The organism is Psychrobacter sp. CLB018, from assembly GCF_041222815.1.
Lineage (GTDB): Bacteria > Pseudomonadota > Gammaproteobacteria > Pseudomonadales > Moraxellaceae > Psychrobacter > Psychrobacter faecalis.
Genome location: NZ_CP166085.1, coordinates 2,565,645 through 2,592,310 on the forward strand (window position 1 = coordinate 2,565,645; position 26,666 = coordinate 2,592,310).

The 26,666-nt window shown below is 43.4% G+C and carries 24 protein-coding genes; 7 read left to right on the forward strand and 17 right to left on the reverse strand.

Annotated elements, in window-relative coordinates; translation table 11 throughout:
* The first annotated feature begins 30 nt into the window (after positions 1–30).
* Positions 31–687 (forward strand): hypothetical protein, encoded by a 657-nt coding sequence (locus tag AB8P72_RS10890; protein WP_068403771.1) that lies wholly within the window; start codon positions 31–33, stop codon positions 685–687.
* An 81-nt stretch (positions 688–768) separates the two neighbouring features.
* On the opposite strand, the gene AB8P72_RS10895 is transcribed toward AB8P72_RS10890, so the two are convergent.
* On the reverse strand, positions 769–1,404 hold the full coding sequence (locus AB8P72_RS10895) for a GNAT family N-acetyltransferase (protein ID WP_082894233.1): 636 nt from the start codon (positions 1,402–1,404) through the stop codon (positions 769–771).
* Positions 1,405–1,657: 253 nt separating this feature from the next.
* Between AB8P72_RS10895 and ribF the strand changes: the two genes are divergently transcribed.
* Complete coding sequence (gene ribF, locus AB8P72_RS10900; protein WP_068403847.1) at positions 1,658–2,671, forward strand: riboflavin biosynthesis protein RibF; 1,014 nt, start codon at positions 1,658–1,660, stop codon at positions 2,669–2,671.
* Positions 2,672–2,776: 105 nt separating this feature from the next.
* Here ribF and AB8P72_RS10905 read toward each other — a convergent pair whose 3' ends face one another.
* The 5 genes from AB8P72_RS10905 to AB8P72_RS10925 all read right to left on the reverse strand — a co-directional run bounded on the left by AB8P72_RS10905 (position 2,777) and on the right by AB8P72_RS10925 (position 9,544).
* Positions 2,777–3,016 carry a DUF2789 domain-containing protein gene (locus tag AB8P72_RS10905; RefSeq protein WP_068403769.1) on the reverse strand — a complete coding sequence of 80 codons (240 nt, stop codon included), beginning with the start codon at positions 3,014–3,016 and terminating at the stop codon, positions 2,777–2,779.
* Between the two features lie 174 nt (positions 3,017–3,190).
* On the reverse strand, positions 3,191–4,492 hold the full coding sequence (locus AB8P72_RS10910) for an IS4 family transposase (RefSeq protein ID WP_369957745.1): 1,302 nt from the start codon (positions 4,490–4,492) through the stop codon (positions 3,191–3,193).
* Positions 4,493–4,645: 153 nt separating this feature from the next.
* Positions 4,646–5,629: a malate dehydrogenase gene (locus AB8P72_RS10915; RefSeq protein ID WP_068408321.1), complete on the reverse strand. Its 984-nt coding sequence runs from the start codon at positions 5,627–5,629 to the stop codon at positions 4,646–4,648.
* A 463-nt stretch (positions 5,630–6,092) separates the two neighbouring features.
* Entirely contained in the window at positions 6,093–6,794 is a 702-nt protein-coding gene (locus AB8P72_RS10920; protein ID WP_068408317.1) for a hypothetical protein, read from the reverse strand.
* Between the two features lie 536 nt (positions 6,795–7,330).
* Positions 7,331–9,544: a lytic transglycosylase domain-containing protein gene (locus AB8P72_RS10925; RefSeq protein ID WP_068408315.1), complete on the reverse strand. Its 2,214-nt coding sequence runs from the start codon at positions 9,542–9,544 to the stop codon at positions 7,331–7,333.
* 418 nt (positions 9,545–9,962) lie between these two features.
* Here AB8P72_RS10925 and miaB point away from each other — a divergent pair, with 418 nt between their 5' ends.
* Complete coding sequence (gene miaB, locus AB8P72_RS10930; RefSeq protein WP_068408313.1) at positions 9,963–11,471, forward strand: tRNA (N6-isopentenyl adenosine(37)-C2)-methylthiotransferase MiaB; 1,509 nt, start codon at positions 9,963–9,965, stop codon at positions 11,469–11,471.
* Positions 11,472–11,562: 91 nt separating this feature from the next.
* On the opposite strand, the gene AB8P72_RS10935 is transcribed toward miaB, so the two are convergent.
* From AB8P72_RS10935 to AB8P72_RS10965, 7 genes are all read right to left on the reverse strand, one after another.
* A complete protein-coding gene (locus AB8P72_RS10935) occupies positions 11,563–11,799 on the reverse strand; it encodes a hypothetical protein (RefSeq protein ID WP_227515010.1) in 237 nt (78 codons plus the stop codon).
* A 48-nt stretch (positions 11,800–11,847) separates the two neighbouring features.
* Entirely contained in the window at positions 11,848–13,062 is a 1,215-nt protein-coding gene (locus AB8P72_RS10940) for an RtcB family protein (protein WP_198329180.1), read from the reverse strand.
* Between the two features lie 795 nt (positions 13,063–13,857).
* Positions 13,858–14,586, reverse strand: a complete 729-nt coding sequence (locus AB8P72_RS10945) for a LysE family translocator (protein ID WP_068408308.1) — start codon at positions 14,584–14,586, stop codon at positions 13,858–13,860.
* Between the two features lie 38 nt (positions 14,587–14,624).
* Positions 14,625–15,506: an IS982 family transposase gene (locus AB8P72_RS10950; protein WP_369957746.1), complete on the reverse strand. Its 882-nt coding sequence runs from the start codon at positions 15,504–15,506 to the stop codon at positions 14,625–14,627.
* A 216-nt stretch (positions 15,507–15,722) separates the two neighbouring features.
* Complete coding sequence (gene argE, locus AB8P72_RS10955; protein WP_068407471.1) at positions 15,723–16,973, reverse strand: acetylornithine deacetylase; 1,251 nt, start codon at positions 16,971–16,973, stop codon at positions 15,723–15,725.
* 104 nt (positions 16,974–17,077) lie between these two features.
* Complete coding sequence (locus tag AB8P72_RS10960; protein WP_264753718.1) at positions 17,078–17,569, reverse strand: nucleoside deaminase; 492 nt, start codon at positions 17,567–17,569, stop codon at positions 17,078–17,080.
* Positions 17,570–17,667: 98 nt separating this feature from the next.
* Positions 17,668–18,321, reverse strand: a complete 654-nt coding sequence (locus tag AB8P72_RS10965) for a UPF0149 family protein (RefSeq protein WP_369957747.1) — start codon at positions 18,319–18,321, stop codon at positions 17,668–17,670.
* Between the two features lie 207 nt (positions 18,322–18,528).
* Between AB8P72_RS10965 and AB8P72_RS10970 the strand changes: the two genes are divergently transcribed.
* Positions 18,529–18,969, forward strand: a complete 441-nt coding sequence (locus AB8P72_RS10970; RefSeq protein ID WP_068407475.1) for a hypothetical protein — start codon at positions 18,529–18,531, stop codon at positions 18,967–18,969.
* Between the two features lie 151 nt (positions 18,970–19,120).
* Positions 19,121–19,675: a cell division protein ZapA gene (locus tag AB8P72_RS10975; RefSeq protein WP_068407477.1), complete on the forward strand. Its 555-nt coding sequence runs from the start codon at positions 19,121–19,123 to the stop codon at positions 19,673–19,675.
* Between the two features lie 122 nt (positions 19,676–19,797).
* On the opposite strand, the gene AB8P72_RS10980 is transcribed toward AB8P72_RS10975, so the two are convergent.
* The 4 genes from AB8P72_RS10980 to AB8P72_RS10995 all read right to left on the reverse strand — a co-directional run bounded on the left by AB8P72_RS10980 (position 19,798) and on the right by AB8P72_RS10995 (position 24,066).
* Positions 19,798–20,088 carry a hypothetical protein gene (locus AB8P72_RS10980; RefSeq protein ID WP_369957748.1) on the reverse strand — a complete coding sequence of 97 codons (291 nt, stop codon included), beginning with the start codon at positions 20,086–20,088 and terminating at the stop codon, positions 19,798–19,800.
* 166 nt (positions 20,089–20,254) lie between these two features.
* A complete protein-coding gene (gene glyS, locus AB8P72_RS10985; protein ID WP_068407480.1) occupies positions 20,255–22,348 on the reverse strand; it encodes a glycine--tRNA ligase subunit beta in 2,094 nt (697 codons plus the stop codon).
* Between the two features lie 9 nt (positions 22,349–22,357).
* Entirely contained in the window at positions 22,358–23,383 is a 1,026-nt protein-coding gene (gene glyQ, locus AB8P72_RS10990) for a glycine--tRNA ligase subunit alpha (protein ID WP_369811331.1), read from the reverse strand.
* 470 nt (positions 23,384–23,853) lie between these two features.
* Positions 23,854–24,066 (reverse strand): PspC domain-containing protein, encoded by a 213-nt coding sequence (locus tag AB8P72_RS10995; protein ID WP_369957749.1) that lies wholly within the window; start codon positions 24,064–24,066, stop codon positions 23,854–23,856.
* Between the two features lie 580 nt (positions 24,067–24,646).
* Between AB8P72_RS10995 and nadR the strand changes: the two genes are divergently transcribed.
* Both nadR and pnuC read left to right on the forward strand, forming a co-directional pair.
* Positions 24,647–25,687, forward strand: a complete 1,041-nt coding sequence (gene nadR, locus AB8P72_RS11000; RefSeq protein WP_068407488.1) for a multifunctional transcriptional regulator/nicotinamide-nucleotide adenylyltransferase/ribosylnicotinamide kinase NadR — start codon at positions 24,647–24,649, stop codon at positions 25,685–25,687.
* Positions 25,688–25,846: 159 nt separating this feature from the next.
* Positions 25,847–26,605, forward strand: coding sequence for a nicotinamide riboside transporter PnuC (gene pnuC / locus AB8P72_RS11005; RefSeq protein ID WP_068407490.1), 759 nt, complete (start codon positions 25,847–25,849; stop codon positions 26,603–26,605).
* Positions 26,606–26,666 lie beyond the last annotated feature (61 nt).

The following is a 26,666-nucleotide window of genomic DNA, read 5'->3' on the forward strand; positions in this document are numbered from 1 at the left end:
ACTACTAAATACATAATTTTGGGGACTAACATGACGATTAAATCATCAGCTTCACAGACAGCTTTATCAACAACCTTGTCACGCTTACCAAGCCTACTGACTGTTGGCATCTTGTCTACTGGACTACTTTTAAGTGGTTGTAGCAATAATGATAAGGGCGACACTGAGACTGCTGTCAATAATAATGAAGACACTACAGCAATCGCTGAAACATCTAATGACACTGTGACTGACGAAGCAAAATCAGTGGGTACGGATAATATGAGTGAAGATGCGCAAGTAACAGATAGCACTCAAGATAAAACCATCATCACGAGCGATACTATCAATCCAGTGGCCTCAGTGAACGATGACGCTAAGCAAAAAAGCTTGGTGACCAATCCAACTCAAAATGGCACGCCAGAAGATACGGTTAAAAAAGCGTTAGACAGTTTGTATTATGGCGACGCCAAACAAGCTGCAACGTATTATAAAGTTGATATGACAAACTTTGAGGAAGAGCTTGCCAAAACGCAATCCGCGTTTCAGCAAACCGTTGATGGGGTGACTTTTACTGATACTAAATACAACGATGATAAAACCCGTGCCACCATCATGGGTGAGATTATGTTAAGAGGTCAAAGTAAGCCTGCGCCATTGACTTATGAGCTACAAAAAATCGACGGCAAATGGAAGATTTTAGGATAAGGCATCTAGCTGCCATTCTCTAACCTTGCTTCATTTGGCGTTATTACTGGTCATTACTATTTTTATTAGTCATCGCTATCTTCATTGATCATTACTATCGGCAATGACCGCTTTACCAAGCATCACGACATCGGCGATAAATCCCTGCATATCGCAAACCTTTGGCATATAGCCCCACTGCTCAAAGCCAAGTTTACGGAACAATCCTAAGCTTGGCTGATTATGGGCAAAGATAAGCGCAACCACGTTATGGATACCTAAGCTCGGCGCTTGCGTCAGCATCCAGCGGGTCAATAAGCTGCCCAATCCTTGACCATGATGCTCTTGATGCAAGTAGATACTAATCTCCGTGCTGATATGATAAGCGGGCCGTGTATACAAATCGCTAAAGCTACCCCAAGCGACGATTGGCAAAACCATTTTTTCGACACTCATATCTGCATCTTCAAGCACAGCTCTAACAATATAAATCGGCCGCGTGTCACTATTTAGATGTTCATCAAACCAATCTTGCCGCTCTGCGCAAGTCACGGGTGTGAGATTGGCGGTTGCTTGCTTGCCGGCGATACTTTGGTTATAAATGGCTAAAATTGCGGGTAAGTCGTCTTGAATGGCACGCTGCACTATAAAGCGCTCGTTAAGTTTATAGACGGATGATGTAGGCTGTATAGAGTCATAGCCATTATCATAATCCGTCGTAGAGATAGCAGCAGGCATAGCGTTTCCATCATGAATATTCATAGATAATAATAAAAATAGGGATAAGTGATTAATAGACGTTTAGCTGTTAGCATGGTTGTTTGATTAACAACAGACTATAGGATGTTAGTAGGGCTATTTTACTTTATAATGGCTGCTTTTAAACACATCTGTTTTAAAAGTTTGTTTTAATCGCAGTGTGTTTTTCATTTTTTATTGGTCTTATCTATCATAGCTGACATTTATGAACACCTATTTTCTTGAGCAACTGATGGCGTCGCCAAACGCTTTACCGGCCAATACTATCCCAGTAGCGTTGCCGCCCTGCGTACTGACTATCGGTAACTTTGATGGCGTCCATTTAGGTCATCAAGCGATGCTGTCGCAAGTGCGTGAGCTTGCCAAAGCGCAAAATCTTGGCTCAGCTGTCATGATATTTGAGCCACAGCCGCGTGAGTTCTTTGCGCCAGCGACCGCGCCTGCTCGCCTCACCAACCTTGCCGAAAAGCAAGCTTTACTGGCAGAATACGGCATCGAGACACTAATTGTCGCCAGCTTCGATAGCGATTTTCGCTCCCTATCAGCGCAGGCATTCGCCGATATTTTGGCACTGCGCTTAAACGTCCAAGCTTTGGTATTGGGTGATGACTTTAAATTTGGTCATGACCGTACTGGTGACAGTCAGTTTCTACGCGATTATGGCTTAGATGTGACCAATCTGCACACCGTTATCGACGATAAAGGTAAAGGCGCGCGCATTAGCTCGACGCGTATCCGAGACTTATTGATGGCTGGCGATATTGACGCAGCTAACGCCCTACTGGGACGCGACTATGCGATGACAGGCGTCGTCATTGGTGGTGATAAAATCGGTCGTACCATGGACTTCCCCACTGCCAATGTCGATTTAAAACGCATCAAACCTGCCTTACATGGTATTTTTGCTGTCGATGTTGTTAGTCTCGATGACAATGGCAATGTCATACCAAATGGTCTAACCGCACTCACTGATAATGAAAATCCAGGGGTGAAAGGTCTACGTCCGCATAGCTTATTTGGTACTGCCAATCTTGGTATCAGACCGTCGGTAGATAAAGAACATGATTGGCGCTTAGAAGTACACTTTCCTAAGCTGCAAGCAGACTTATACGGCTTAACCTTGCAGGTACGCTTTTTGCATTATTTGCATGGTGAGCGCCATTATGAAAGTTTAGAGGCGTTAAAAGCAGGCATTCATAATGACGTGATTGATTTACTCGAATGGCGTGCCCAGCAGCCTGATTAAATAGATAGCTATCATTATCAGACCGATAATAAAAAACCCACAGCGTTCATAACGTTTGTGGGTTTTATTTACGGTACTACTTTTTATGTCTATACTTTATTGTTTTTAGGCGTCAGGGTGCAGACGTACATTTAATTCGTCAATAGTCTCTACCCAAGCGGCATCCTTAAACCATTCTTCTTTTAAAAAAGCGCGTTGATTGTCGTTCCAAATATGCGCATCGGTGAGCTCTTCTTCTTTGGCTAATTGATTCTTTTCAATAAATGCATCTATTGCTTCGTCCGAGCTATCCAGCCCTAATTGCGCAAAAAGTTCATTCATACTATATTCAGGTTCACCCAACATACCTTTTCTCCTTAAATGATACAGATTTAATTGTGTTTATTGTTTGGATTTACCACTTTATTGTAGCAAGCTTTATTTGAATAGCTGTAAATCAACGTTTAGCTAACGTTATCAATTGTATTGTCTATTATTTAAGCCACAAAAAAGCCCTCTAATAAGAGTAATGCCAGTCAGTTAACGCTGACTGGTATTTTTTTTGGGATATTTTTGTGGTTTACCCTTAACCACCCTCGGGCAAGATCGCTTTCTGCGTTCAGGAATGACAAACAATTTTCCTTCCTCTAAAACTGCATCTAACAACTTAGGGAAGAGTCCTGCAGCCTGTAAAGGCGCAAACCGTAACAGATCAACAATCGTAATAGACGCCATATGAAAGCTAATTCGTAGAGGGCTAACCTTAGCTCTAAGAGCCATATAGCGCATCAAACGTCTTATCAGATTATAAGCAATCATAAGCTCCCAGAACTCTTGTAACACAAGCTGTGGCAGCTTACTTCTTAACAACAGCCCCTGCTGTAGATCAGACTTAATTTCCCTAAAAGCCATCTCGATCTCCCAGCGCTGCAAGTACAGCTGTGCCACTTTATCCTTAGTAAAGCGTTTATCATCTATTAAAGAGGTGATGTATCGTCTTATCTTACCCTCATAACGACACTCAATTAATCGAGCTTGCCAAGTAGCAGGTAGGTTTGGATTTTTCTTTTGAGCTTGGGGAGAAACCGGCATTTGTATCAAGTAGTCCCCTTCACTAAAGGTTTCAATCACACTGTAACGCAGATTATCTTTAGCCCGCATGAGCCAGTGACTGTTTGGATGGGTTTGTTGCCAACTAATCAGTAGGTCTGCTGAGAAATAGGCTCTATCAAAGAGCGTAATGCTGTTGTCTTGAATATTTAGCTGACGGGCTAATGTGATCTCTCCTTGACCCATATCTCCAAGGGTTGTGTCAATGATCTCATGCGTGTCAGTATTGATCAGGCATACCGAACGCATTTGGGGATAGGGCGCCTCTTTAGTTCTGCCTTTGCTTGAAATAAAGTACTGAAGGTTCTCATCAGTATAGGGTAGTGAGTATACGACACCGTCTACAGCTTGGACGCTATGTCCCATAAAGTCTTGCTGCTGGGCTCGTGATTCTGTTTGGTAGTGAGCACTTAGTTGATGAAATAGCTGCTTTAGAGGCTCATGCCCGAGGCGTTGTCTTGCTTGTACCACTGCACTGGGTACGCAGGCCTGTGAGTCTATATTAAGCCGCATCTGCTCTGTGATATACCAAATTGAACGGTTTCGATATAAAGCTGTGCCGATGACTATCCAAACAACGTGTTCAGCAGGTAGCTTACGCCTTCTAATGCTCGCTTTGCCGGTATATTCTAAAGCTTGCTGTATCCACTCAGGATCTATTAATTCACTAAATTGTTCTAGGGTGTCTGGAATCCTTTTATGCGTCTCATTAATAGCGTTTTGTAGTCTCATAGTAAAATAGCCCATCTACTTATTAGATGGGCTATTTTATTACTTTTATTGAGTTTTTGCCTTAACTGACTGGCATTACTCTAATAAGAGGGCTTTTTAGCTTAACGATTATTTAGTTTCATGCTTATATATTAGCTTTAGCAAATTGATTGCTTATGGAAGCAGGTGTGCTACGGCATCACGCTCTTCGCTAAGCTCTTGCTCGGTGGCTGCCATTTTCTCTTTTGAGAAATCAGATGAGACATCAACGCCGTCTACGATAGACCAGTCGCCATTCTTGCAAGTCACTGGGAATGAGTAGATTAAGCCTTCAGCAATACCGTATTCGCCGTTTGAGTAAACGCCCATAGAAACCCAATCGTTCTCATCGCTACCAAGAGCCCACGTACTCATATGAGCGATGGCAGCGTTGGCAGCAGAAGCGGCAGATGACGCACCGCGAGCTTTGATGATAGCAGCGCCGCGTTGTTGTACTTCTGGGATATAGGTGTTTTCGTACCAATCACGGTCAACCAAATCTAACGCTGGTTTACCGTTAACAGTCGCAGCCGTTAGGTCTGGGTACTGAGTTGATGAATGGTTGCCCCAGATAATCATTTTTTTCACGTCATTGACAGTGCTGTCTGTTTTACCAGCCAACTGGGCGATGGCACGGTTGTGGTCTAGGCGCGTCATAGCAGTGAAGTTGCGTGGATCTAGGTCTGGTGCATTGCGCTGAGCAATAAGAGCGTTGGTGTTGGCAGGGTTACCGACCACCAATACTTTTACGTCACGGCTAGCAACATCGTTCAATGCTTTACCTTGCGCTGAGAAAATCGCCGCGTTGGCTTCTAGCAAATCTTTACGTTCCATGCCTGGGCCACGAGGACGCGCGCCAACCAATAGTGCATAGTCGACGTCTTTAAAGGCAACAGTCGCATCATCAGTTTGCACGATGTCTGCCAATAATGGGAATGCACAGTCTTCTAATTCCATGACCACACCCTTTAGGGCGTCAAGAGCTGGCGTGATTTCAAGCAATTGCAAGATAACTGGCTGATCTTTACCTAGCATTTCACCAGATGCAATACGAAATAACATAGCATAGCTGATATTACCAGCGGCACCAGTGACGGCAACACGTAAAGGCTGTTTCATTGACATTGAATACTCCCTAATTATAGATTAGATAATTCACAATTCTAATGGATGGTTGTAATAGATGGTTTTGATTGATGAATATCGTTTGAGATAGCGACCTGCTCGCTGAATATAGCAGTCATAAACCGTTCACTAGTGTAGCACCTCAGCCTATTAACCGTCTAGAGAAAGCGCGAACGCGTTTGCGGACAATACAAATTATATTGTTACATTTTATACGGATAGATAATGAGATTTTTGGCACAACATTAGAGGAGTAAGGCGTTAGAGGGACTTCAAGAAAGGTGCAAAAGAAGTATTAAAAGACGGTTTAAAAGCGTTTTAGACAGAATAATGGCTAAGATTTTAGGGGAGTTATAAGAAAAATCGCCTATATTTTTGCCATTTGTACTTTACTGTTTTATTCATTAAAGGCAGAAAGAAGGTGGTTAATGCGCAATAACTCAATGTCAAAATAGAATTATTTTCCGCCTGAAATAATAAACTTACTACCGCAGTTGTCGACGACATTGCTACAAGTGCCGAATGAGCTGCCTTCATAACATACGTGCACATCAGTCAATACCATTTGCCGGCGCGTGCCTACCTGACAAATCAAATCCACGCTATTCGCTGACATACCATTATTCAAGCGGGTCATCTGACCGACAAAACGCGATTTTAATACCGTATAGCTGTTGCCTGTATTTAACTCATTCGGTAGCTTTAAGTCGCCGGCATAATTGGTAATTTGGCGAAAATAGCTGCTAGCGCTAAGCGGGCTGCAAGCGCCATAGCGTTGCCATGCTTGGGTACGCACCGTGGTATCAGGCATGATACGGTTGACAACTTTTAACTGTAAGGGCGTCAAGCGTGGCTCACTGCCGCGGCCGCAGCGCTCGCCATAGCCCATATCGAGACCTGAAACGGTAAGCGAATAGCCTTCTAAGCACTGGCGCATACGTGCGCGCGTTGGCTGTAAGCTGCATAGCGCTGGCGTCATCTCAATCATCAACACTCGCTGACCCGGTTTGCTGGCATTCGCCGCTTGAGCTGGCAGCGTTATTGCACCCTGCAACAATAGTAACGCTGTTATACCAAACGCAGCATTACCTTTATTATTATCATACTTTGTACGTAACCAATATTTATGAAAATGCTCTGATAGCGCTGTCTTTGACATCGAGCCCACCTTTGTCTGAAGAGTTAATTGACGCTTAGCTTGCGACGATATGGGCAACTTGAAATATTTTTTAATCATAAGAAGTTAGAGCATCTAGCAATGACGAATAGGAGCTTTTAGGATTCATTGATTTCCACAATCCAAACTAAGACACTGATCACATTAGGTCGCTTGAAAGTATTTAGCCTTCTGGGAGTAAGTCCGCAGGCTGGAAGTGAGCCAACAGAAAATCCAGACGGAAACTCAAACAATGGTAGCAAATTGCTTTTTTTAATCTATAGCAGAAACGTAAACATGGCTGATGCATCGTGTAATATAGTGAGTGAAAAGTCATATCAATACATCACGCACTGCTGATATCAATTTTTCTTGCTTGATATGCCTGCACAGACAGAGGCTACAAAAAATTGATATCAGCAATACCGTCGCGTTTTTAGGATATTTTGACTATAGATCGTTTACTGCTTTTAAATGAACCCTATAAAAAAAGCCATTAACAGCGAGCAATTAATGGCTTTTTAAGAAAACAAAGAGAATTAGAAGGCGGCGGGAATGGTTCCCATGCGCTGACTAATAGGCTGACCACGGCCCAGCAAACTGCTATAGATGGTGGCGTTTTCCATTACATGCTTGACGTAATTGCGGGTCTCAGGAAAGGCAATCGACTCGACATATTGGTCGGCCGCAAGTGAGCCATAAACTGGCTGCCAACGTTTGGCATTGTTGGGTCCGGCATTGTAACCCGCTGTGGCCAAGACTGGCTGGCTGTTTAATTTACCAAAGATATCGCCCATATACCATGTGCCATAACGGATATTGGTATCGCCGCTATTGGCGCGACTAGCGCTATAAGTTTCGCCCAAATTACGTGCGATATATTTAGCGGTATCAGGCATAACCTGCATAAGTCCACTCGCCCCAACGTTTGAGCGAGCCGACGAGACAAAACGGCTCTCTTGACGCATGATGCCATACGCCCATGCCGGATCGATACCTGCCGACTGGCTGTAGCGCACGACCGCCGATTGATGCGGCATCGGATGTGATAGAGCCAAATTATTTACCGTCTCAGTATTATCAATGGCATAAATTGCTCGATCGAGCCAACCGATGTCATACGCTTGACGCGCGGCCGCAATAATCAAATTATTATCGCGATTGTCACGCGCTTTTTTCACCGCCCAGTTCCACTCGCGATTGGCATAAGCGCGGCTGGCATCGGCGTTATATAGAGCAAACGCCCGTGCAAAGTGCGGGTTTTGCATGACGCGGGCACGGTCGGCGCTACTAACGTTAGGCAAATTACTGCCACCTAAGCGGCTGGCATCAAAACGTTGACCGACTTTATCCTTGGCCATCAAACCATAGTATTCATTGCTTTTTGCAAGATTTTGATACATTTTTTTGGCAGTGTTGCGTTTGTTGGCATCACTTGATTGCTCATAAGCACGCGCCAACCAATATTGCCATTGATTGGTTTTTTGCGTTTCAGCATCCATTTTCGAGATGGCTTCGACCACATCGTCCCAACGACTAAAACGAATCGCCGCCATGGCATAATATTCGGCTTCTTCAAAGCTAAAATCATTATCTAAGCTATTACGGAACCAATCGACCGCTTCCACATTAAAACCATCGTCAGTATTGTGGTTCATACGCTGAACGCCAAGAATGCGATAAGCATAGCGACGGGTGTCATCATTTAATAACTTCGCTGCACGCTGATGGTCTTGTTTCACATCAAAATCTAATTGTAGCGCTGCCTCACGGTAGGACTTTTCTGCCAAGCGCCCCATAGCATACAAATACAGATATTGATTCATCTGGCTGTTTGGCTCGCGAGCAAAACGGCTAAAAAATGCTGAGGGATTGAGCTGAATTTCACTTAACGACGAGTAAGGAATCGGTGTACCCAACTTTGAGGACAAGGCCATAATATCGCCGGTCTTACCTTTACGCAGCATACGTTTGAGGCGCGATACCCTATCTTGATTGCTAATCAGCGCATTATTATTCATCTCTAGCGCCAATTGATCGCACAGCGCTGGCTGTTTTTTGGTGGTTAGCCAGACATCGGACTTGGCCGCCATCGCGCGCATGCTATCGCCGCCATTGTTAAAGCCAAGGGCAACGGCGCACTTTTCACTGTCATCGGCATTGGTAATGAGATTTGCCACTTGGCGTACGGCGGCATAATCATTGGAACCTGCTTTGGTTTCTGCAAAATCGGCAACCAGCTTTTCTGCCATTACCGTCTCTGGATACTGGCGGGCAAACTGTGTAACCGCTGCTGGGCTTTGTGAGTTTAGGTCCAAATTCATACGCCAATAAGGCGGATACATGGCAAATAGACCGCCACTCATCTCCTGCTCATAATTATAAAGGGCGTTGACATCACCGCGTTCTGCGGCGATAGCTGCTGCTGTAAATGAGCTTGCACCACTATCCGCTTGATAACTGCTGTTTGGCTGCGAGCTTTGCGCTTGATAGTTATCAGGCTGATAGCTTTGAGGCTGATAGTTGTCCGGTTGGTAGCTACCTTGTTGCGGATAACTATTGACATTACTGCTGGTATTATTACCCCAAGTAAGCTCAGCATAAGCCCCTTGCGACAATGCCAGCGCCCCCATCGCCGTTGCCACACTCAGCACACTGGTTTTTAGCATCGTTGTTTTATGATTTTTAGGCATATGATTTTGATAATTGGCATCTTTATCCTTGATACTTTGAGCAACTTGCGGCTTTGACATACGGACTCTCTTTATAATAAGTCTAAATAATTTGGCTAAATAAACAGTTTAAATCTAGGCTTGAAATAGTATTTTTCACCCTGCTTAAAACGCTCATTTAAACAATAGTGCGGATATGGTTGTCTGCATCATACTATACTCGTTGCACATTCAACCATCAGCTTTACTTTTCGTTAATAAATTGGATAGCCATGCGTAACACGAAGGTGTTACGGCGCTTTTACTAGGCTTAATTGTACTAAAAGCCTTTATCTGAGTGATGGTAATAGATAAGCAATTGATACTATTATAAATAATCAAATGGCGTCAACAGTTTAAGCCCATGCTAACTTTTCACATTGATGGCAGATTATGATAAAATACGCCACCGGTTAATCGCCTACCTCGCTATATTTTTAGTCAATCATGGACTTCGCTTATGAGTGTTACTGTATTTAATCCCCGCATCGATGACGCTGCTGTTGAGAACAGGGTTACTGCGCCTGCCGTTACGGCACTCGAAGCGTCAAACTCTGTTGAAGCGTTTATTGCCCAAACTCCAGTCAATGGCAGTGGTACGCCGAAAAAAGTCTTTGTTACCACTCAAGGCTGTCAGATGAACGTCTATGACTCTGGCAAAATGCTTGATGTATTGGGCGATTCACACGGTATGGAAGTCACCCACAATATCGACGAAGCCGATGTGCTACTAATGAATACTTGCTCAATTCGCGAAAAAGCGCAAGAAAAAGTGTTTTCAGAATTGGGTCGCTGGCGCAAATTAAAAGAAAAACGCCCTGATCTGGTTATCGGTGTTGGCGGCTGCGTGGCCTCGCAAGAAGGCGATAATATCCAAAAACGTGCGCCTTACGTGGATATGGTTTTTGGGCCACAAACCTTACACCGTCTGCCAGAGCTGTATGACCAGTCGCATGAGCAGCGTTCTATCTCGCCTAAAAACCGTATCGGTACGGTGGATGTGTCATTCCCAAGTATCGAAAAGTTTGATTTTTTACCAGAACCAAGAGTAGAAGGGTTTAAAGCCTTTGTCTCCATCATGGAAGGCTGCTCAAAATATTGCTCATTTTGCGTGGTGCCTTATACGCGCGGAGAAGAATTGTCGCGTCCGCTTGATGATGTCTTGGCAGAGATTGATAGCCTCGCTGCCCAAGGCGTGCGCGAGATTAACCTGCTCGGGCAAAACGTCAATGGCTATCGCGGCGAAAAAGACGACGGCAGTATTTGCCGTTTCGCTGAGCTCTTGCATTACGTCTCGCATGTCGATGGTGTCGAGCGCATTCGCTATACCACCAGCCATCCGCTAGAGTTCACCGATGATATTATCGATGCTTATGCCAAGTTGCCAGAGCTGGTGTCACACCTGCATCTACCGGTTCAAAGTGGCTCAAATGCTATTTTGGCGGCGATGAAACGCAACCATACCATTGATGTTTATATCAATCAGATTAATAAGCTCAAAGCCATACGCCCTGATATTCACCTATCGAGTGACTTTATTATTGGCTTCCCTGGCGAGACTGATGAGAACTTCCAAGATACCTTAAACTTGGCAAAAGAATTAAACTTCGATCACTCTTATAGCTTTATTTACTCTAAGCGTCCGGGTACGCCGGCGGCAGAATTGCCTGATGATGTGAGCTTCGCAACCAAAAAAGCACGCTTGGCAGAATTTCAACAGGTTATTATTGATTCAACCCTTGCCAAAACCCATGAAATGGTCGGCACTACGACTCGCGTCTTAGTCGAGCAAGTGGCCAATCGTCATCCTGATTGCTTAATCGGCACAGCAGACAATACCCGTACCGTGATGTTCCCTTTTGACGTTGATAAAGTAGATGAACTACTGGGTAAAATCGTTAGCGTACGCGTGACCGATTTTGTCAGTCCGCATATGGTAAAAGGCGAGCTTATCGAGGTATTGGCTTAACCCTTTATAAAAAACTGTATAAATAAAAAAGCCGCTCTCTATTTAAGTAGGGAGCGGCTTTTTTGTGCGTGGATGTTAAAATTAATTGTCTTTACTGCGATAACCAATCGGTCTTCCGCAATTGCTGCTTGGTTTCGCGGCGACGTTTTTTGCGCATGATATCAATATCTTCTTTTTCATGAATACCGCCTTTTTTGAGCAGTGGATTTAGCGCCAGATAATTTCGCGGTTTTACAGCACCAAGTAAGTTTTGATTGGCTGTGGCATCTTGCTGTTCCAGCTGCCGTTCAATCTGCTTGGCCTTTTTTAAGGTTTGTTTTAAGCTCATATTGTTACCTATATTTTTAATATCTCTAAATCTGTTTTGCAAAACCAACTAACCCTTAATGCACATGACCTGTTTCAGCGTATGCACCACTTCGACTAAGTCGGCTTGGTTGGCCATCACTTCTTCAATGTCTTTATAAGCACCGGGTATCTCGTCGATGACGCCTTTGTCCTTACGGCACTCAACGCCTTCGGTTTGCGCTTTTAGCTCATCAATGGTAAATGCCCGTATGGCTTTGCCTCGGCTCATTTGTCGCCCTGCGCCATGCGAGCACGAGCAAAACGATTCATCATTGCCAAGACCTCGGACGATAAAGGATTTTGCGCCCATAGAGCCGGGAATAATCCCCAGCTCACCTTGGTAGGCACTGATAGCGCCTTTACGCGTGACATAGACTTGCTCACCAAAATGTACCTCTTCATTGACGTAGTTGTGATGGCAATTGATGGCTTCTTTGGTCAGCTGAAAACGTGGCAACCCCGCTTGTGGTGACTGCATGGCTTTAATGACCAAACGCATCATCTCACGGCGGTTTTCTAGCGCATAATCCTGCGCCCAGTCCACCGCCTCAACATAATCAACAAAACTATCAGAGCCTTCAGCAAAGTAAGACAAATCCCGATCTGGCACATGACCAAAGCGTGATTGACGCTCTTTTTTGGCAAGATTAATAAAGTACTGACCAATACAATTACCAATGCCGCGACTACCAGAATGCAGCATGACCCAGACATCATTGTTTTCATCTAAGCACAGCTCAATGAAATGATTGCCACCACCCAATGTGCCAAGTTGCTTTGCCCACGTACGCTCAAAGCCTTTGAGCATCTTGAGCAAACCTGGATGCTTATCAGTAATCGGTCTTAGGCGTTTACCTAACGGATCAAGCGTTGAGTTTTTGGCTTGGATTTGTTTGTGCATATTAAAGCCAACTGGCACTTGCTGCTCCACTACTGAGCGTAATGCCCTTAAACTATCAGGCAAATTACTTGCCGTCAGAGATAGACGCACCGCGTTCATACCGCAGCCAATATCGACACCGACTGCAGCCGGAATGATGGCGGATTTGGTCGGAATCACACTTCCAACGGTAGCGCCTTTGCCAACGTGTACATCAGGCATCACCGCGATATGCGAATGTACAAACTCCAGCTGAGCCAAATTTCGTAATTGCTGCATCGCCTCTTGTTCAATATCTGATGTATAAATCTTGACCGGTACGCCAGACTTACTATTTTCATTTAATACTAATTGAATGCTCATAATGTATTATTTCCATTTTATTATTTTAATCACCATACAAAATATATTTTAATCTACCTATTTCTTTAACTTTATCATTTACTTATTGATTACCATTAAGTAAAACACTCAATAAGTTATTTTTCATAAGAAATAGACAATAAAATACCGCTTCTTTATTGATTAAAAAATCAATAAAAATGTATGATTACTTTATGATGGACGTTTTAAAAAGAATTTTTACGCTACCAAAATATTCAGCTTAAAAATGAAAGCTTAGATAGCACACACATAAATAGTTATTTACTAAATAATAGCGTGAGCTGAGCGAGAATATTAGTGATAATAGTAAGGTAGAATTTCGAATAAACAGCTAATAGCAAACGCGAAAATGCCGTGCACGATTACGAGCTATGTTGACATAGCGCACTTAGAAGAGGGATAGAGTGAGTAGATATAGAAGGCTATGCGTTGATATCAATAAACAAGATATCACTCAATAGCTTATATATAGATTCAGCCAAACCTTTTCGAAGTCGTCATTGCTGTCATGCAGTTTATACGTTCAATCTTTGAAAACGTCTTGATGTTTAAATAGGACACGATGATTCCTCCGTAGGTTGTGGCCAATGTCAGAGCGACAATAGCAGATTAATTGGGATAATGTAGCACCTATGAAAGATAAGCGCTATAAATCAATGAGATAATAATAATGATTTAAAAAATAAAGTCAATAATTAATTTAATTATATAAAAATTTTCTAGAAAACGTATCACTTTTTAAAAAATCACGTTAAACATAAACCTGATTAATTCCTAAGCCAAGAAACTATTTAACACCTCAGCCAATAACGCCGCGGCAATTAAAATAAATATCACCCCGCAACCGCGATTGAGCCATGCCAAACGCTCACCAACATCAAGCCAACCAGCCAGCTTTTTACCGCCAATGGTATAAATCAGCTGCCAAATCGTCTCGCTCAAAAACAGCCCACAAGTCAGCATAATATACTGCGGCCACAGCGGCGCGCTAAAATTGATAAATTTGGGAAAAAAGGCGGCAAAAAACAATATCGCTTTTGGATTAGACAGTGACACCCACATGCCCGTTCGAAACAATAACCAATCGCTAGGCGGCGCTTTAACAGCCGCGCTCGAAAGTGAGCGCGGCATAGGCTTATCTGCCATTTCCGCAGTCGTAGTCAGCTCTTTATGAACTTCTGTACTCAGCTCGCTGGCATCACTCATTAAGCTGCTACTACCACTATCGCGCCACGATGCGACACCCAAATAAATAAGGTAAATCGCACCAACGGTCTTAATCACTGTCAATAACCATGGCGATTGACGACTAATAACATCAAGTCCAAGGAGCGTTGACAGCAGTAAAATAAACAGCCCAAGGCTTAAACCTGCCAGCGTCCATAAGGTACGCTTGACGCCATAATTAAGGCCATACTGAAAGGCCAGTAGCATGTTTGGACCGGGGGTCGCTGAGATAAAAAACGTACTTGCAAAAAATACCGCAAACAGATGCCAAGACATCAACCAACCCCTACTTTTTTATAAAAATTACCCCACTCTCAACTTGAAATAAGCAATTCAAACTGAAGAGGCGGGTTACCAAGTTTTTTGTTGAGTACAAAGCACAGATTGTGTGACAGGATTTTACGAATCAATCGATGAGACAAATGCCATAAATCTCTTGCTCTCACTCTTTGTAAGTTAAATCTTTCTGATAGCTGACCAATGACTGTTTCAACGATACGGCGGACTTTCATCAGCCGTCTTACCACAGGTTTGGGTCTATCCTCTTTCATGTTGGCTCTGAGTGGCGTTTGTAAATCCACGCCTTGAACATTGTAGTACGATGTCAGACTAGGGCTGATATACCCTTTATCAGCACCGAGCAAACCATAAATATGGTCAGTAATATCAGGCGCAACCGCTCTTTCATCAACATTGGCAGGAGCAAAGGTAAAGCCTTTAATCATGCCCGATAAGTTAACAAGCAAATGGCCTTCAAAGCCATAGTACCTCTCTTGCTTAGCGGCACAGTAGCTAAAAGCTGCTAAGTCTTGATAATTCTTATGCCGATAAGCGCGTCCATAATGACAGACGGGTATCGGAAAACCATCCATAAAATGGATGTTGTCACGGCCTTCAATTTGACTGACGTTATCTTGTATCTGCTGTTTGACTTGCCACAGATTGGCGCAGTGCTTTGCGAAGTTAGGGTATGAGCCGATGGCTGGTAACCAGGCTTGCCAATGCTGGGTAAAGTATTGCCAAATTTGTTTGTCTTGATCAAGGTGTAAAAATTCACCGACCATCTCCATGCAAATAACCTCAGGATCACTCAGCTTTGGCGCGTAACCTGCACTTCGCAAGGGTTTGGTGACGACTATTTTGTAATATTGCTCTACCATTAAATAGATATTGATGATAAATTCGTCTATGGGCATCTCACAACTCCATTGTATTCTTGGTCGAAAACAATAGATTAGTGAGGTGCTCTTCTTTTTTCAATCACTTTCGAAGTTGAGAGTGGGGTAAAAATTTAAATAATACATGCGCCATGTTGAAAAGCATGCGTCATGTTGAAAAAATAAACACCGCCATAAAGACGGTGTATGTCATGCGCATCTATATTGCAATAGAATTGCTTGTTGACTATTTTATCAATTAATAGCACAGCTGTTTAGCAGCTTTTGTAAAAACTCATCACAACGTGCCATTTCACTTAGCGCGACATATTCATCGGCTTTATGCGCCTGCTCAATGCTACCAGGACCGCAAATAATCGTTGGGATGCCGCTATTAGTAAACTGACCGCCTTCAGTTGCATAAGCGACTTTATGACGTGTATCGTCACCGGTCAGAGCGATAATTAACGCTTGTAGCTCAGCGCTATCGCTATCGGTCATCGCTGGTACACTCTCTTCTTGTAGCAGCTCAATACCAGTATCGGCAGCGCGTGCTTGCATTTGGGCGCTGAGCTCTGCAACTTTTGCCGCAATCGGTGCGAGGATATCGTCTTGTGTCATATGCGGCAGATTACGATAATCAAAGGTAAATTCACACAGTTTAGGGACGATATTGGTCGCGGTGCCGCCTTGTATGGTGCCAACAGACAATGTCGAATAAGGCACATCAAACATGGCGTCGTTATCGTCGCGCTGGCTGATTTCTTCTGCTAAAGTATCAACATAACCAATCAAACGACTGGCATAGCTAATAGCGTTGACACCTTGGGCAGTCAATGACGAATGCCCAGACTTGCCATGAACACGGCAACGGTAAACCGCGATGCCTTTATGCGCCACCACCATCGCCATGTTAGTCGGCTCACCGACGATACAGTAATCAGGCGTAATACCGCGCGCTTTCAAATCTGCCAAGAGTAGCGGTGCGCCCAAACAGCCGACCTCTTCATCAAACGACAATGCCAAATGCAATGGGCGACGCAGCTGGCCTGCGTTAGAGAGTTTTACCGCTTGCGGCAATAGTGTCAGCGCACAAGCAATAAAGCCTTTCATATCACAAGCACCGCGACCGTATAGCTTGTCGCCACGAATGGTCGCGGTAAACGGCTCCGACGTCCAGTCTTGCCCATCTACTGGTACGACATCGGTATGACCCGATAGTACCAGACCATGATTCACTTCATCGGCATCTTTTCCCGCTGGCACCGTAACGAATAAATTGGCTTTATTTTTAGCATCATTAAAGGTTAAACCTACCGTTAAGCCCAATTGCTCGCAATACGCTTTCACATCGTCAATCAACGCCAAATTTGAATGGCGACTGACCGTATCAAACGCAATTAATCTTGTCAGCCAATCAATACTGTCTTTTGGATAATTGCCAGTAGAATAATGAGTATTGGGCGTTTCTCGTTCTGCAACGTTATCGTAATTTTTTAGCGTCATAAGACTTCCTTATCGTACTAAGATAAAAAGGCACAGCTTTTTTAATAAGCGTAATAATGAAGACACGCCCTAGCCTTTTTAAGCAGATTTTTTATTTAAGTTTTTTACTTATTTTTTTGAAATGAACGCTGCTGTAGGGCTCTGATTTCTTCATCTAAACCGGCAATCGGACCTTCGACGGGCACATTCGGTGCAACTTCTTGGATACTTAATGAATGGATGGGCGATGTTGAGCTCACACCCATCTCGTCCATCCATTTACCGAGCTGTTTTGATGAGCTGATATAGACAATACGACCCAGACCAGCCCACGCATGTGCCGCTGAGCACATGGCGCAATGCTCACCCGAGGTATATACCACGGCTTTTGCTCGTGCCTCAGGGGTCATATTTTGCGCGGCCCACTTGGCGACGGCAATTTCAGGATGGTAAGTCGCATCGACCGTATTGGCACGATTACGATCTTCTTGTAATACTTTGCCATTGCCATCGACCAACACGCTACCAAACGGCGCATCGCCCGCCTCTAATGCTTCAGCAGCGAGCTCAATGCAGCGGCGTAAATAAACCATCTCATTATCAGTAGTCATCATCATATCCCTTTCATTATTTTGGATAGCTATCCAATAGCCAAGTACCATTTCTCTGGCATCAATCTCAGCTATTTCTCATTCCCTTTATCCTATCATGTTAATTATGATGGGCGGTTTTGATTCATCACATCAACGACCGGCGGCATCGGTTTAGGCAACCTACCTTCTGCTTGTAGCTCTTTGGTGGTTTTGGCATCGATAGCCAAGCCAGCAATCAGAGCAATATCTTTCACAGGCTTGCGTTGACGCGTAGCAAAACTAACCGGAACCATGCGTGCAAATTCAAAAATATGCAGATAAGACTCTTCGCCACCTTCGAAGTCTTCATCATCTTCTAAACGTATCGCGCCAATTTTTGCCAAATCTGAAAGTATCTCGTTTTCTTCAGCGCTTAGACCACAATCGGTAATACCAAAACCGGTCATAAAGCCATTTGCCCACTGTTTCAGCGCCATCACGCGCTCGTACAGGTCATGTTCATCATCTGGCACCAGTGGCATATACGCATAAGCATCGTCTTTGTCTTTTAACTGAAAAACGATGTCTTCTGCCTCTTCGGTGAGTAAAGTTAATGCGGCATCAGGCAGCGGCGCAAAGCTCAGCTCTTCAAACACCTTTGCCCAAACTGGCTCATCAGGGGCATTACAGGCGGTCATCAGCCCCGTCATCAAGCCGTGTACCTCGCTGATAGACACGTCCGTCCAGTCATCAAACGCAGCCAGCCAAGTATTCCAGCCAGAGATATTGTCATTCATAATAGATGTCCTAGTAATTGATTAATAGTGGTAAATACCAACAGACGCCGCCCGATATGATTCATAAAGCGGCAAGTGATAAAAGTCACAAAACAAAGCGCCATACAATTACTTTGTTGATATAGATATTATGCGGTCACCTATGGCATTATTAAACGCAGAGAACAAAATTCATTTACGCTTACTTGTTAAGGATAAAAACTGACTATGTATGACCAACTTAGAATATTAGAAAAAATGGTACTCGATATTAAAAAACAGTATCAGCTTGTCAGTGCTGAACTTAGCAGCCTCAAACAACAACCAGTGACTGACCCAAAAGAGCTTACCGCTCTTAAAACCAAGCTCGATAGCAGCTATAGCGAGCGTGACGGTGCCAAAAAACAATTAAACGATCTTGATAAGCGCTACCAAAGCCTTGCCGAAGCCCATCATATGATTGGCGAAGAACAAGACAAATTAAACAAGCAGATTGAGCAATTACAGCACCAAAACCATGCACTGCAGCAGCGTAATAATGAATTAAAACAGCAGTATAGCGATATTAAGCAGCAAAATAGTGACTTGAAGAAGAAAAATGAATTGGCCGCTGAGCGTACCCAAGTGGTCTTACAGCGTTTGACACGCATTGACCAAGCCGAAAGTTAAGCAGACGTTGATATTCATCATGCTTAACTTGAGCAATTTTGCTGATTAACTTTATCTATTCAGCATTTAAGTTTATTAGGTTTATCAGCACCCTATTTAGAGCAGTGACAGCTATTTATTCACTTTAATGACACATATTGTAGGATTTATCATGACCGATGACCGCGCAAACCCTGTAGAGCGTCAGCTGCCAAGCAGTCAGACCCATAACATTCAATCCAAAAACACTCAATCAACAGCCATTCCAGCAAAAGACAATCAAACACAAACCACGCAACCACAAAAAGCCATGCCAAATAATTCGAACCCGCAAAATAACAATGCAAATAGCAATGTAAACAATAACGCAAATAACAATAAGACAAATAGTAATACGGTAAATAGCGCTGCTAAACCTGCAAGCGCTCCTGAACCACAAATTAAAAAGGTCGATGTGGCGATTGCTGGCGTAACCTACCCTATTTTTTGTCCTGTACACGAGCAAGAAGAATTGCGTGCAGCAGTTTCCTATATCAACGACTTTGCTCTAAAGTTAAGAAGAGATGCACCAAGTCTTAGCCAAGAAAACCTACTGGTATTAACCTGCTTAAATTTATATGAAAAAATCCAAACTCATGAAAGAAACGAAGAAGATCGTCTCCAACAAAGCAAACAGTCTGAAGCACTGCTCAACAAAATTATGAAAGATGCGCATTCCATTTTATAAATTTGCCTCAATATTAAATAGGTATTCTAAAAAGATAAGCGCTTAACTCATCAGAGCTAAGCGCTTTTTTAAATGGTGATAAAAGCTTATCGACTTGTGATTAACAACTTATGGCTTACAAGTTAGGCATCTGCTTGATAAGTCTTACCAGCATGAAAGTCTGCTTGATGCTCATAATTGCAAAAGAACAATGCTTTATTAGCGGCCATATCATTATTACTATTTAAAGTAGGTGTAGATTCCAGCACACCGCGATACTCAGCCAAACTGTTGCCACAAAAATCACACTGGCGCGGCGTGGTCACATCGCCCTTTTTTGGCATCATGCTTTTTGGCGCACGCGGGTACATAAACTTATAAAAGCCCCACATCACAGCCCAGATAATAAGAATTACAATGATAACGGCCAACACGGCAATGCTCCTTTGGATACGTTCTAAGACATTATAAACCCAACGCTGTAGAATAAACGTATAAAAAACTGGCCATATACAGCCAGTTTTTTAAGTCGTTAATAAATTAACCTCATAGATGCTTAAACTAACAGAGGTCTATCACTGTCGAACTATAATGAACAAACTACAGCTGCAGCTCACTGATGTCAGCCACGGTTAAGAATAAGGCGCGCACTTGCTTGAGCAGTGCTAAGCGATTGTTTTTCAGCGCCGCATCTTCACTATTGACCATGACGTCAGCGAAAAAGTCTGACAAAGGCGCATCCAAACTGACCAGCGTTTGCAATACTTGCGTATAGTCAGCAGTTTCTAGCAAAGGTTTGACCGCCGTTTGCGCTTGCTGAATCGCTTGATATAACGCTTGCTCAGCAGGTTCAGATAATAGCGCTTCATCGACAGTGTCAGCGACACTTACTTCTGATTTCGCTAAAATATTGGCAACACGTTTGTTTGAATCGGCAAGCTTTTCGGCTTGTGGCAATTCACTAAAGGTTTGCACAGCGCGAATACGCTGATCAAAATCGAGCGGCATATGCGGATTGATTGCTTGCACGGCTTGAATCGTATCGACACTGACGCCCTGCTCGGTATACATCGCCCGATAGCGCGAGTTTAAGAACGCCATCACTTGGGTAAAGGTATCGCCCATTTTAGCAATTTTACTGCCTTCACTGGTGCTATAACCTTTAATCGCTTGCTCAACGAGCGCCACCAAATTAATTGGTAATTGCTTTTCAATCAAAATACGCAAAATTCCAATGGCTGAACGACGTAAGCTAAATGGGTCTTTTGAGCCAGTCGGTGCTTGGTCAATGGCGAAAATACCAACCAACGTATCTAAACGATCAGCCAACGCTAAGCAAATACCAATCGGTGTCTGCGGTAATACATCACCGCTGAACTTAGGCAAATATTGCTCTTGCAGGCTGGCCGCGACGGCTTCAGGTTCATCATTTAAGCGCGCATAATACGTACCGGCGATACCTTGCAGTTCAGGATATTCACCGACCAATGAGCTAGCCAAATCCGCTTTGGATAATATTGCAGCTCGTACCGTTTCATCAACATTAATATCGCGTCCTTGCTGCTGCATCAGTGTAGCGATAAAGGCAGCAAGCTTAGCAATACGTTCAGACTTTTCCCAAATCGTACCGAGCTTATCTTGGAAGACACGCGTTTTTAGGCTTTCAGTCAAAGCAAATAAAGGCTGCTTTTGGTCTTGCAAGAAGAAAAACTCCGCATCAGCTAAACGCGGACGCACGACTTTCTCATTGCCTTCGATGATTTGATTCGGATCTTTTGACTCAATATTGGTGATAAAAATAAAGTACGGCTGCAATTTGCCTGCTTTATCGGTCAAGCAAAAATACTTTTGATCCGCTTGCATGGTCGAGATAAGCGCTTCTTGCGGCACTTGTAAAAAGCGCGGCTCAAAGTTTGCTCGCAGCGCAATCGGGAAATCAACCAACGCCGTCACTTCATCTAACAAATCTTGCGGCACGATAGGATCGGCATTAACTTCATCGGCTAGCGTTTTGACTTGATTTTTGATCAACGTTTGACGCTTATCAAAATCTGCCACGACTTTTAAACCATCGAGCAGCTGCTCATAATCATTGGCGTGCGTAATCTCGTGATAGTCAGGACTGTGGAAGCGATGACCGCGCGTTTGCTTGCCAGTTTGATGTCCTTGGATAGTCGCATCAATGACCACATCATCTTGCATCAATACCGCCCATTGTACCGGACGTACAAACTCATTGCGGCTCGCGCCAGAACGCATACGCTTAGCAATCGGCAAATTATCAAGCGCGGTTTGGAAAATAGTAGGTAGTAACTCAGTCGTCGCTTGACCCTGAATAATCTGCTCATAGCCGACATAATCACCTTTATCGGTGTTAATAGTGATCAGCTCGCTGGCGTCGATACCTAAACCCTTAGCAAAACCCATCGCTGCGCGCGTTGGATTACCATCGCTATCAAACGCCGCTTTAATAGCCGGACCACGTTTTTGCTCGCTACGATCAGGCTGCTTATCGCTGATACCCTCAATTTGAATCGCCAAACGACGCGGCGCGGCAAATGCTTTGATGCTATCAAACGTGATATCAGCCTCATTTAACTGCTCGGTGACACTTGCTTGTAGCGCATCACGTAGCGGTTTTAGGCTTTTTGGAGGTAGCTCTTCACACCCCAGTTCAAATAAAATAGTACTCATGGGATGCTCCTATTTATTATTGTTAGTAGTTTGATTATCATCTGTATTTTCAGTTAGCACATCTTCTTTTGGCAAATACTTATCGAGCGCCGCTTGACGATGGGCCTCATCGGCCAACGGAAAGCCCAATTTGGCGCGTGCTTCGACGTAACCAAAGGCAACTTTACGCGCCAGCGTACGTACCCGCAGAATAAAACGCTGACGTTCTGTCACCGAAATCGCACCGCGCGCATCAAGCAAGTTAAAGGCATGCGACGCTTTTAGTACCATCTCATAGGCAGGTAATGGCAAACCTTCAGCAACCAACTTATCCGCCTGTTGCTCATAAAAATCAAACATCTGACCCATCATTGGCACATCAGCGTGCTCAAAGTTATAGGTTGATTGCTCAACTTCGTTTTGATGGAAAACATCGCCATAGGTTACGCGGCCAAATTCGCCATCTGCCCAGACCAAATCATAGACGCTATCAACGCCTTGCACATACATCGCCAAGCGCTCAAGCCCATAAGTAATCTCGCCTGTCACGGGGAAACACTCGATACCGCCAACTTGTTGGAAATAAGTAAACTGGGTGACTTCCATGCCGTTGAGCCAAATCTCCCAACCAAGTCCCCACGCACCAAGCGTTGGCGACTCCCAGTTGTCTTCAACAAAACGCACATCGTGCACCAATGGATCAATACCGATAGCGCGTAGTGAATCCAAATACAGCTCTTGGATATTGGGTGGATTGGGCTTTAAAACCACTTGAAATTGATAATAATGCTGCAAACGGTTCGGGTTATCACCGTAGCGGCCATCGGTTGGACGGCGTGATGGTTGCACATACGCCGCATTCCAGCGCTCAGGACCTAGCGAGCGCAAAAATGTCGCGGTATGAAAGGTACCAGCGCCGACTTCCATATCATAAGGCTGCAAAACCACACAGCCCTTATCAGCCCAGTAGTTCTGTAAGGTGAGAATTAAATCTTGAAAAGTCATCGGCTGAGCGTGTTTTTCTGCGGTCATCGAAGTTGTCGCTTGAGATGTCATAGTTTGGATTGTCATAGTTTGGGGCATGTCATAACGCCGCGGTGGAATAGGTATTATAAAATAAGATATTGATAGCGCGCGTATGGCCTATTTGGCAACGGCTCTATTTGCCTGCTCACCTTACTAAAAATTGACCATTTTATCTATATTTAGCGCAATTAAATTTGTCTAAATCGCTCAAATAGCCAGTTATTGGCTATGTTCATCGTCAAACTATACCTATCAGCGTCGTTAAGCCGATAGATATAAAAACAAGATAAAAAAATACCCAAATGCGTGAGCATTCGGGCAGGAGGAAAAGTGTGTCGCAGGCATCCTGATGAGTCAGGCTTTTTGTTTTTTCATGGGCTATTGTTTTTATTCTAGCCTTGTATTTTACGTTCTTAACGTTGTCTTTATTTAAATGACTTTAGATTTAGATAACATTAATATTAACAATCAATATTCATCTTAACTTTATAACTTTGCTTTTACTGATAAGACTGATTATTTACTTTAGGCATGATTATCCATAAGATAATATAAATTAAGATGCCTGGGACAGCGGCGCTCATGGTGGAGACAATCACAAATAACAATCTAACCCATGTTGGCGACCAGCCGACATATTCTGCAATACCGCCCATCACACCTGCGATCATACGATTATTTCTTGAGCGATGTAATTTTGCTAACTTAGCCAAATCAAATACCTCTCTTATTATTTCTACTTATTTTGAATGTATTATGTAACGTTATTCTTATCATTTATTTTAAAACGTTATAAAAATTCATAGCCCTTTTGAACTTATGAACTTTTGAACTTATGAACTTATGAACTTATGAACTTATGAACTTATGAACTTATGAACTTATAAATAAGTATAGCAACTATTGACTTTTTATCTGTTGATGATATAGACGTGCTTTGTGAGTTTATGCTACTTAAGCTTACTCTAAGCTCTCATAATTGCGCCTAAACTCCTGATTTTAAATAACTATTTCAAAATGTTTCACTATTCACTTTGTTTCGCTTATATTACATATTCTGTTACAAGTTTAAAAAGCTCAAGCAATCACTTTAAATCTGTTTAGGTGTAAAAACTTTATTATCTATTGATAATTTAATATTAAAAGCCCTTTCTAAAATAACGCCTATTTACAATAACCTACCTGTAAATCTATCCAAACCTTTATACCATGCTATTAAATCATCAAGGCTTAGGAAATATGAATTGCCACGATGAATCATAACTAAAATAAAAACAGCACATAAGGAAAGCTATGTACGAATCAGGACTAATAATTGGACATTTTGAACCGCTACATTTGGGGCAAATGCGCAGTATATTGGACGCCGCAGGACAAGCAAAGACGCTGCATATTGTGATTATGACGCACCCTGCGCCGCATCCAGACTTTACTATTACCTTGCAAGATAAGGCACGTTGGCTACAGATGGCGTGCGCAGATTTGCCCTTTATCCATATTCATACCACTGATGAGATTGAGCTGCCGCTGCATGAAAGCTTTGCCGATGTAATCATCGATATTGCAGCTAGCAATGCCAAGCTGCAACGATTGATAGACGCGTTAGCGCTGCCGGCGGACACGGTTTTGTTTGCCGCAGAAAACCATCCATTAGCCCAATCGGACATTTCTGGACAGTTAGTCATGCCAGTAGTCACGACGCCATTGCAATCTGAATTTGATTCTTACGCTATTGCACATAATCCGGTCGCCCACTGGTCGGCGCTGCACCCACAAGTACGCGGCGACTATACCAAAACGGTGGCGATTGTTGGCGGTGAAAGCTCGGGCAAGACGACATTGGTACATAAGCTTGCCAACTATTATGGGGCCAGCTTTGCGCTAGAGATGGGACGGCTGTATGTCGGTACAGATTTGGGCGGTAGCGAGATTGGCTTGCAGTACAGCGATTACGGACCCATTGCGCTCAATCATGCCCAAGCAATCCGTGATGCCGCCGCTAGAGCAACAGCGCCCGTAACTATTGTTGATACTGACTTTGTCACCACTCAGGCTTTTTGTGAAGAGTACGAGGGTCGTAGCCATCCTTTTGTGACTGCTTGTATCGATGAGTTTCGCCTAGACCATACCATTATGGTCGATAACAATACCCCATGGGTTGATGATGGCATGCGCTCATTGGGTACGCCTGAGGCTCGCGGTCGCTTTGAGCAGCGCTTATTAGATATTTTCGCCCGTCATGATATTAAGCCGCATATGATTGATAAACCAGATTATGATGCCCGCTATAGGCAAGCTTTGTTAATTATTGATGAGGTTATTTATGGCAAGTAACAGTATCAAAAAACGAAAATAAAAAGAACGAAAGCAAAAATTATTGCTAGAAGTAAATGACTATGACAAGTATTAGAAATGGCAAAAACGGCATACTAAACCATACTAAAAAAAAGAAAAAAACTATTATAGCTTTTATACTTTAAGGAAAAAGGCGTTATGCGTATACAGCTCCTAGACAACATCACCGGAAAATGGGCGATACAATGGATTGTCATCTGGTTTATTTGCGGCGTGATTGCCTTATCAGCAGGCTTTTGGCTGACCACCGAACATACGACCCTTGACTGGTTTTACTTAGCCGTATCATTTATTGGCTTGATTTGCGTGGTGTCATTATCGTTCCGCAAAAATATTTTGGGTAATGGTTTTGGAATGGCGGCAACCGCAGGTGAATTTGTGGTTCAAGCGACCTCTGGCGCCGTTGGTTTGATGCTCGCGCCGTTATTTAACTTTTTTAGTCATCTGTATGGGATTTTTTATTGGTCCAAGCATACCGACGCCGATGGCGATATGGTGCCCAAATCTGCCAGTCGCTGGATTTGGCTATTAACCATCGCTTTTATGGTCATCGGTTTGGCGCTGTTTCCTACAGTAAATAACTTACTTGCCAGCTATGGTTACGCCGTCGTTGAAGATGATAACAGTAAATTCTTAGGTTTTATCTCTTTCTTTTGGATTAACGTTATCGCTTTTGTGCTGTCTATCACTGCGCAGGCAGCGATGATTCTGCGTTATTCATTTAACTGGTGGTTATGGATTTTATCCAATTTCGTTTGGCTAACCGTGAACCTAATGTCGGGCAATTATATCTTTGCTATTCAAACCATGGTTTACCAAGTCAACTCGTTTGTCGGACTGTATGAATGGTATCGCAGCGAGCAAGACTCTAGGGAGTCAGCCCAACCAGTACGTTAAGGGATAATTTTAATAAACGATATGAAGCTGAAGAACGGTTTAATGTAGTTAAGTGCTGGTA

Bases quoted from the DNA above. Each gene is read 5' to 3' on its own strand.
- ribF (WP_068403847.1), top strand. From the start codon at position 1,658: ATGGCGTCGCCAAACGCTTTACCGGCCAATACTATCCCAGTAGCGTTG.
- glyQ (WP_369811331.1), bottom strand. From the start codon at position 23,383: ATGACATCTCAAGCGACAACTTCGATGACCGCAGAAAAACACGCTCAG.
- miaB (WP_068408313.1), top strand. From the start codon at position 9,963: ATGAGTGTTACTGTATTTAATCCCCGCATCGATGACGCTGCTGTTGAG.
- AB8P72_RS10895 (WP_082894233.1), bottom strand. From the start codon at position 1,404: ATGCCTGCTGCTATCTCTACGACGGATTATGATAATGGCTATGACTCT.
- AB8P72_RS10920 (WP_068408317.1), bottom strand. From the start codon at position 6,794: ATGTCAAAGACAGCGCTATCAGAGCATTTTCATAAATATTGGTTACGT.
- AB8P72_RS10910 (WP_369957745.1), bottom strand. From the start codon at position 4,492: ATGAGACTACAAAACGCTATTAATGAGACGCATAAAAGGATTCCAGAC.
- AB8P72_RS10965 (WP_369957747.1), bottom strand. From the start codon at position 18,321: ATGAATGACAATATCTCTGGCTGGAATACTTGGCTGGCTGCGTTTGAT.
- AB8P72_RS10925 (WP_068408315.1), bottom strand. From the start codon at position 9,544: ATGTCAAAGCCGCAAGTTGCTCAAAGTATCAAGGATAAAGATGCCAAT.
- AB8P72_RS10960 (WP_264753718.1), bottom strand. From the start codon at position 17,569: ATGATGATGACTACTGATAATGAGATGGTTTATTTACGCCGCTGCATT.
- AB8P72_RS10950 (WP_369957746.1), bottom strand. From the start codon at position 15,506: ATGCCCATAGACGAATTTATCATCAATATCTATTTAATGGTAGAGCAA.
- pnuC (WP_068407490.1), top strand. From the start codon at position 25,847: ATGCGTATACAGCTCCTAGACAACATCACCGGAAAATGGGCGATACAA.
- AB8P72_RS10890 (WP_068403771.1), top strand. From the start codon at position 31: ATGACGATTAAATCATCAGCTTCACAGACAGCTTTATCAACAACCTTG.
- AB8P72_RS10935 (WP_227515010.1), bottom strand. From the start codon at position 11,799: ATGAGCTTAAAACAAACCTTAAAAAAGGCCAAGCAGATTGAACGGCAG.
- nadR (WP_068407488.1), top strand. From the start codon at position 24,647: ATGTACGAATCAGGACTAATAATTGGACATTTTGAACCGCTACATTTG.
- AB8P72_RS10915 (WP_068408321.1), bottom strand. From the start codon at position 5,629: ATGAAACAGCCTTTACGTGTTGCCGTCACTGGTGCCGCTGGTAATATC.
- AB8P72_RS10940 (WP_198329180.1), bottom strand. From the start codon at position 13,062: ATGAGCATTCAATTAGTATTAAATGAAAATAGTAAGTCTGGCGTACCG.
- AB8P72_RS10905 (WP_068403769.1), bottom strand. From the start codon at position 3,016: ATGTTGGGTGAACCTGAATATAGTATGAATGAACTTTTTGCGCAATTA.
- argE (WP_068407471.1), bottom strand. From the start codon at position 16,973: ATGACGCTAAAAAATTACGATAACGTTGCAGAACGAGAAACGCCCAAT.
- glyS (WP_068407480.1), bottom strand. From the start codon at position 22,348: ATGAGTACTATTTTATTTGAACTGGGGTGTGAAGAGCTACCTCCAAAA.
- AB8P72_RS10975 (WP_068407477.1), top strand. From the start codon at position 19,121: ATGACCGATGACCGCGCAAACCCTGTAGAGCGTCAGCTGCCAAGCAGT.
- AB8P72_RS10945 (WP_068408308.1), bottom strand. From the start codon at position 14,586: ATGTCTTGGCATCTGTTTGCGGTATTTTTTGCAAGTACGTTTTTTATC.
- AB8P72_RS10970 (WP_068407475.1), top strand. From the start codon at position 18,529: ATGTATGACCAACTTAGAATATTAGAAAAAATGGTACTCGATATTAAA.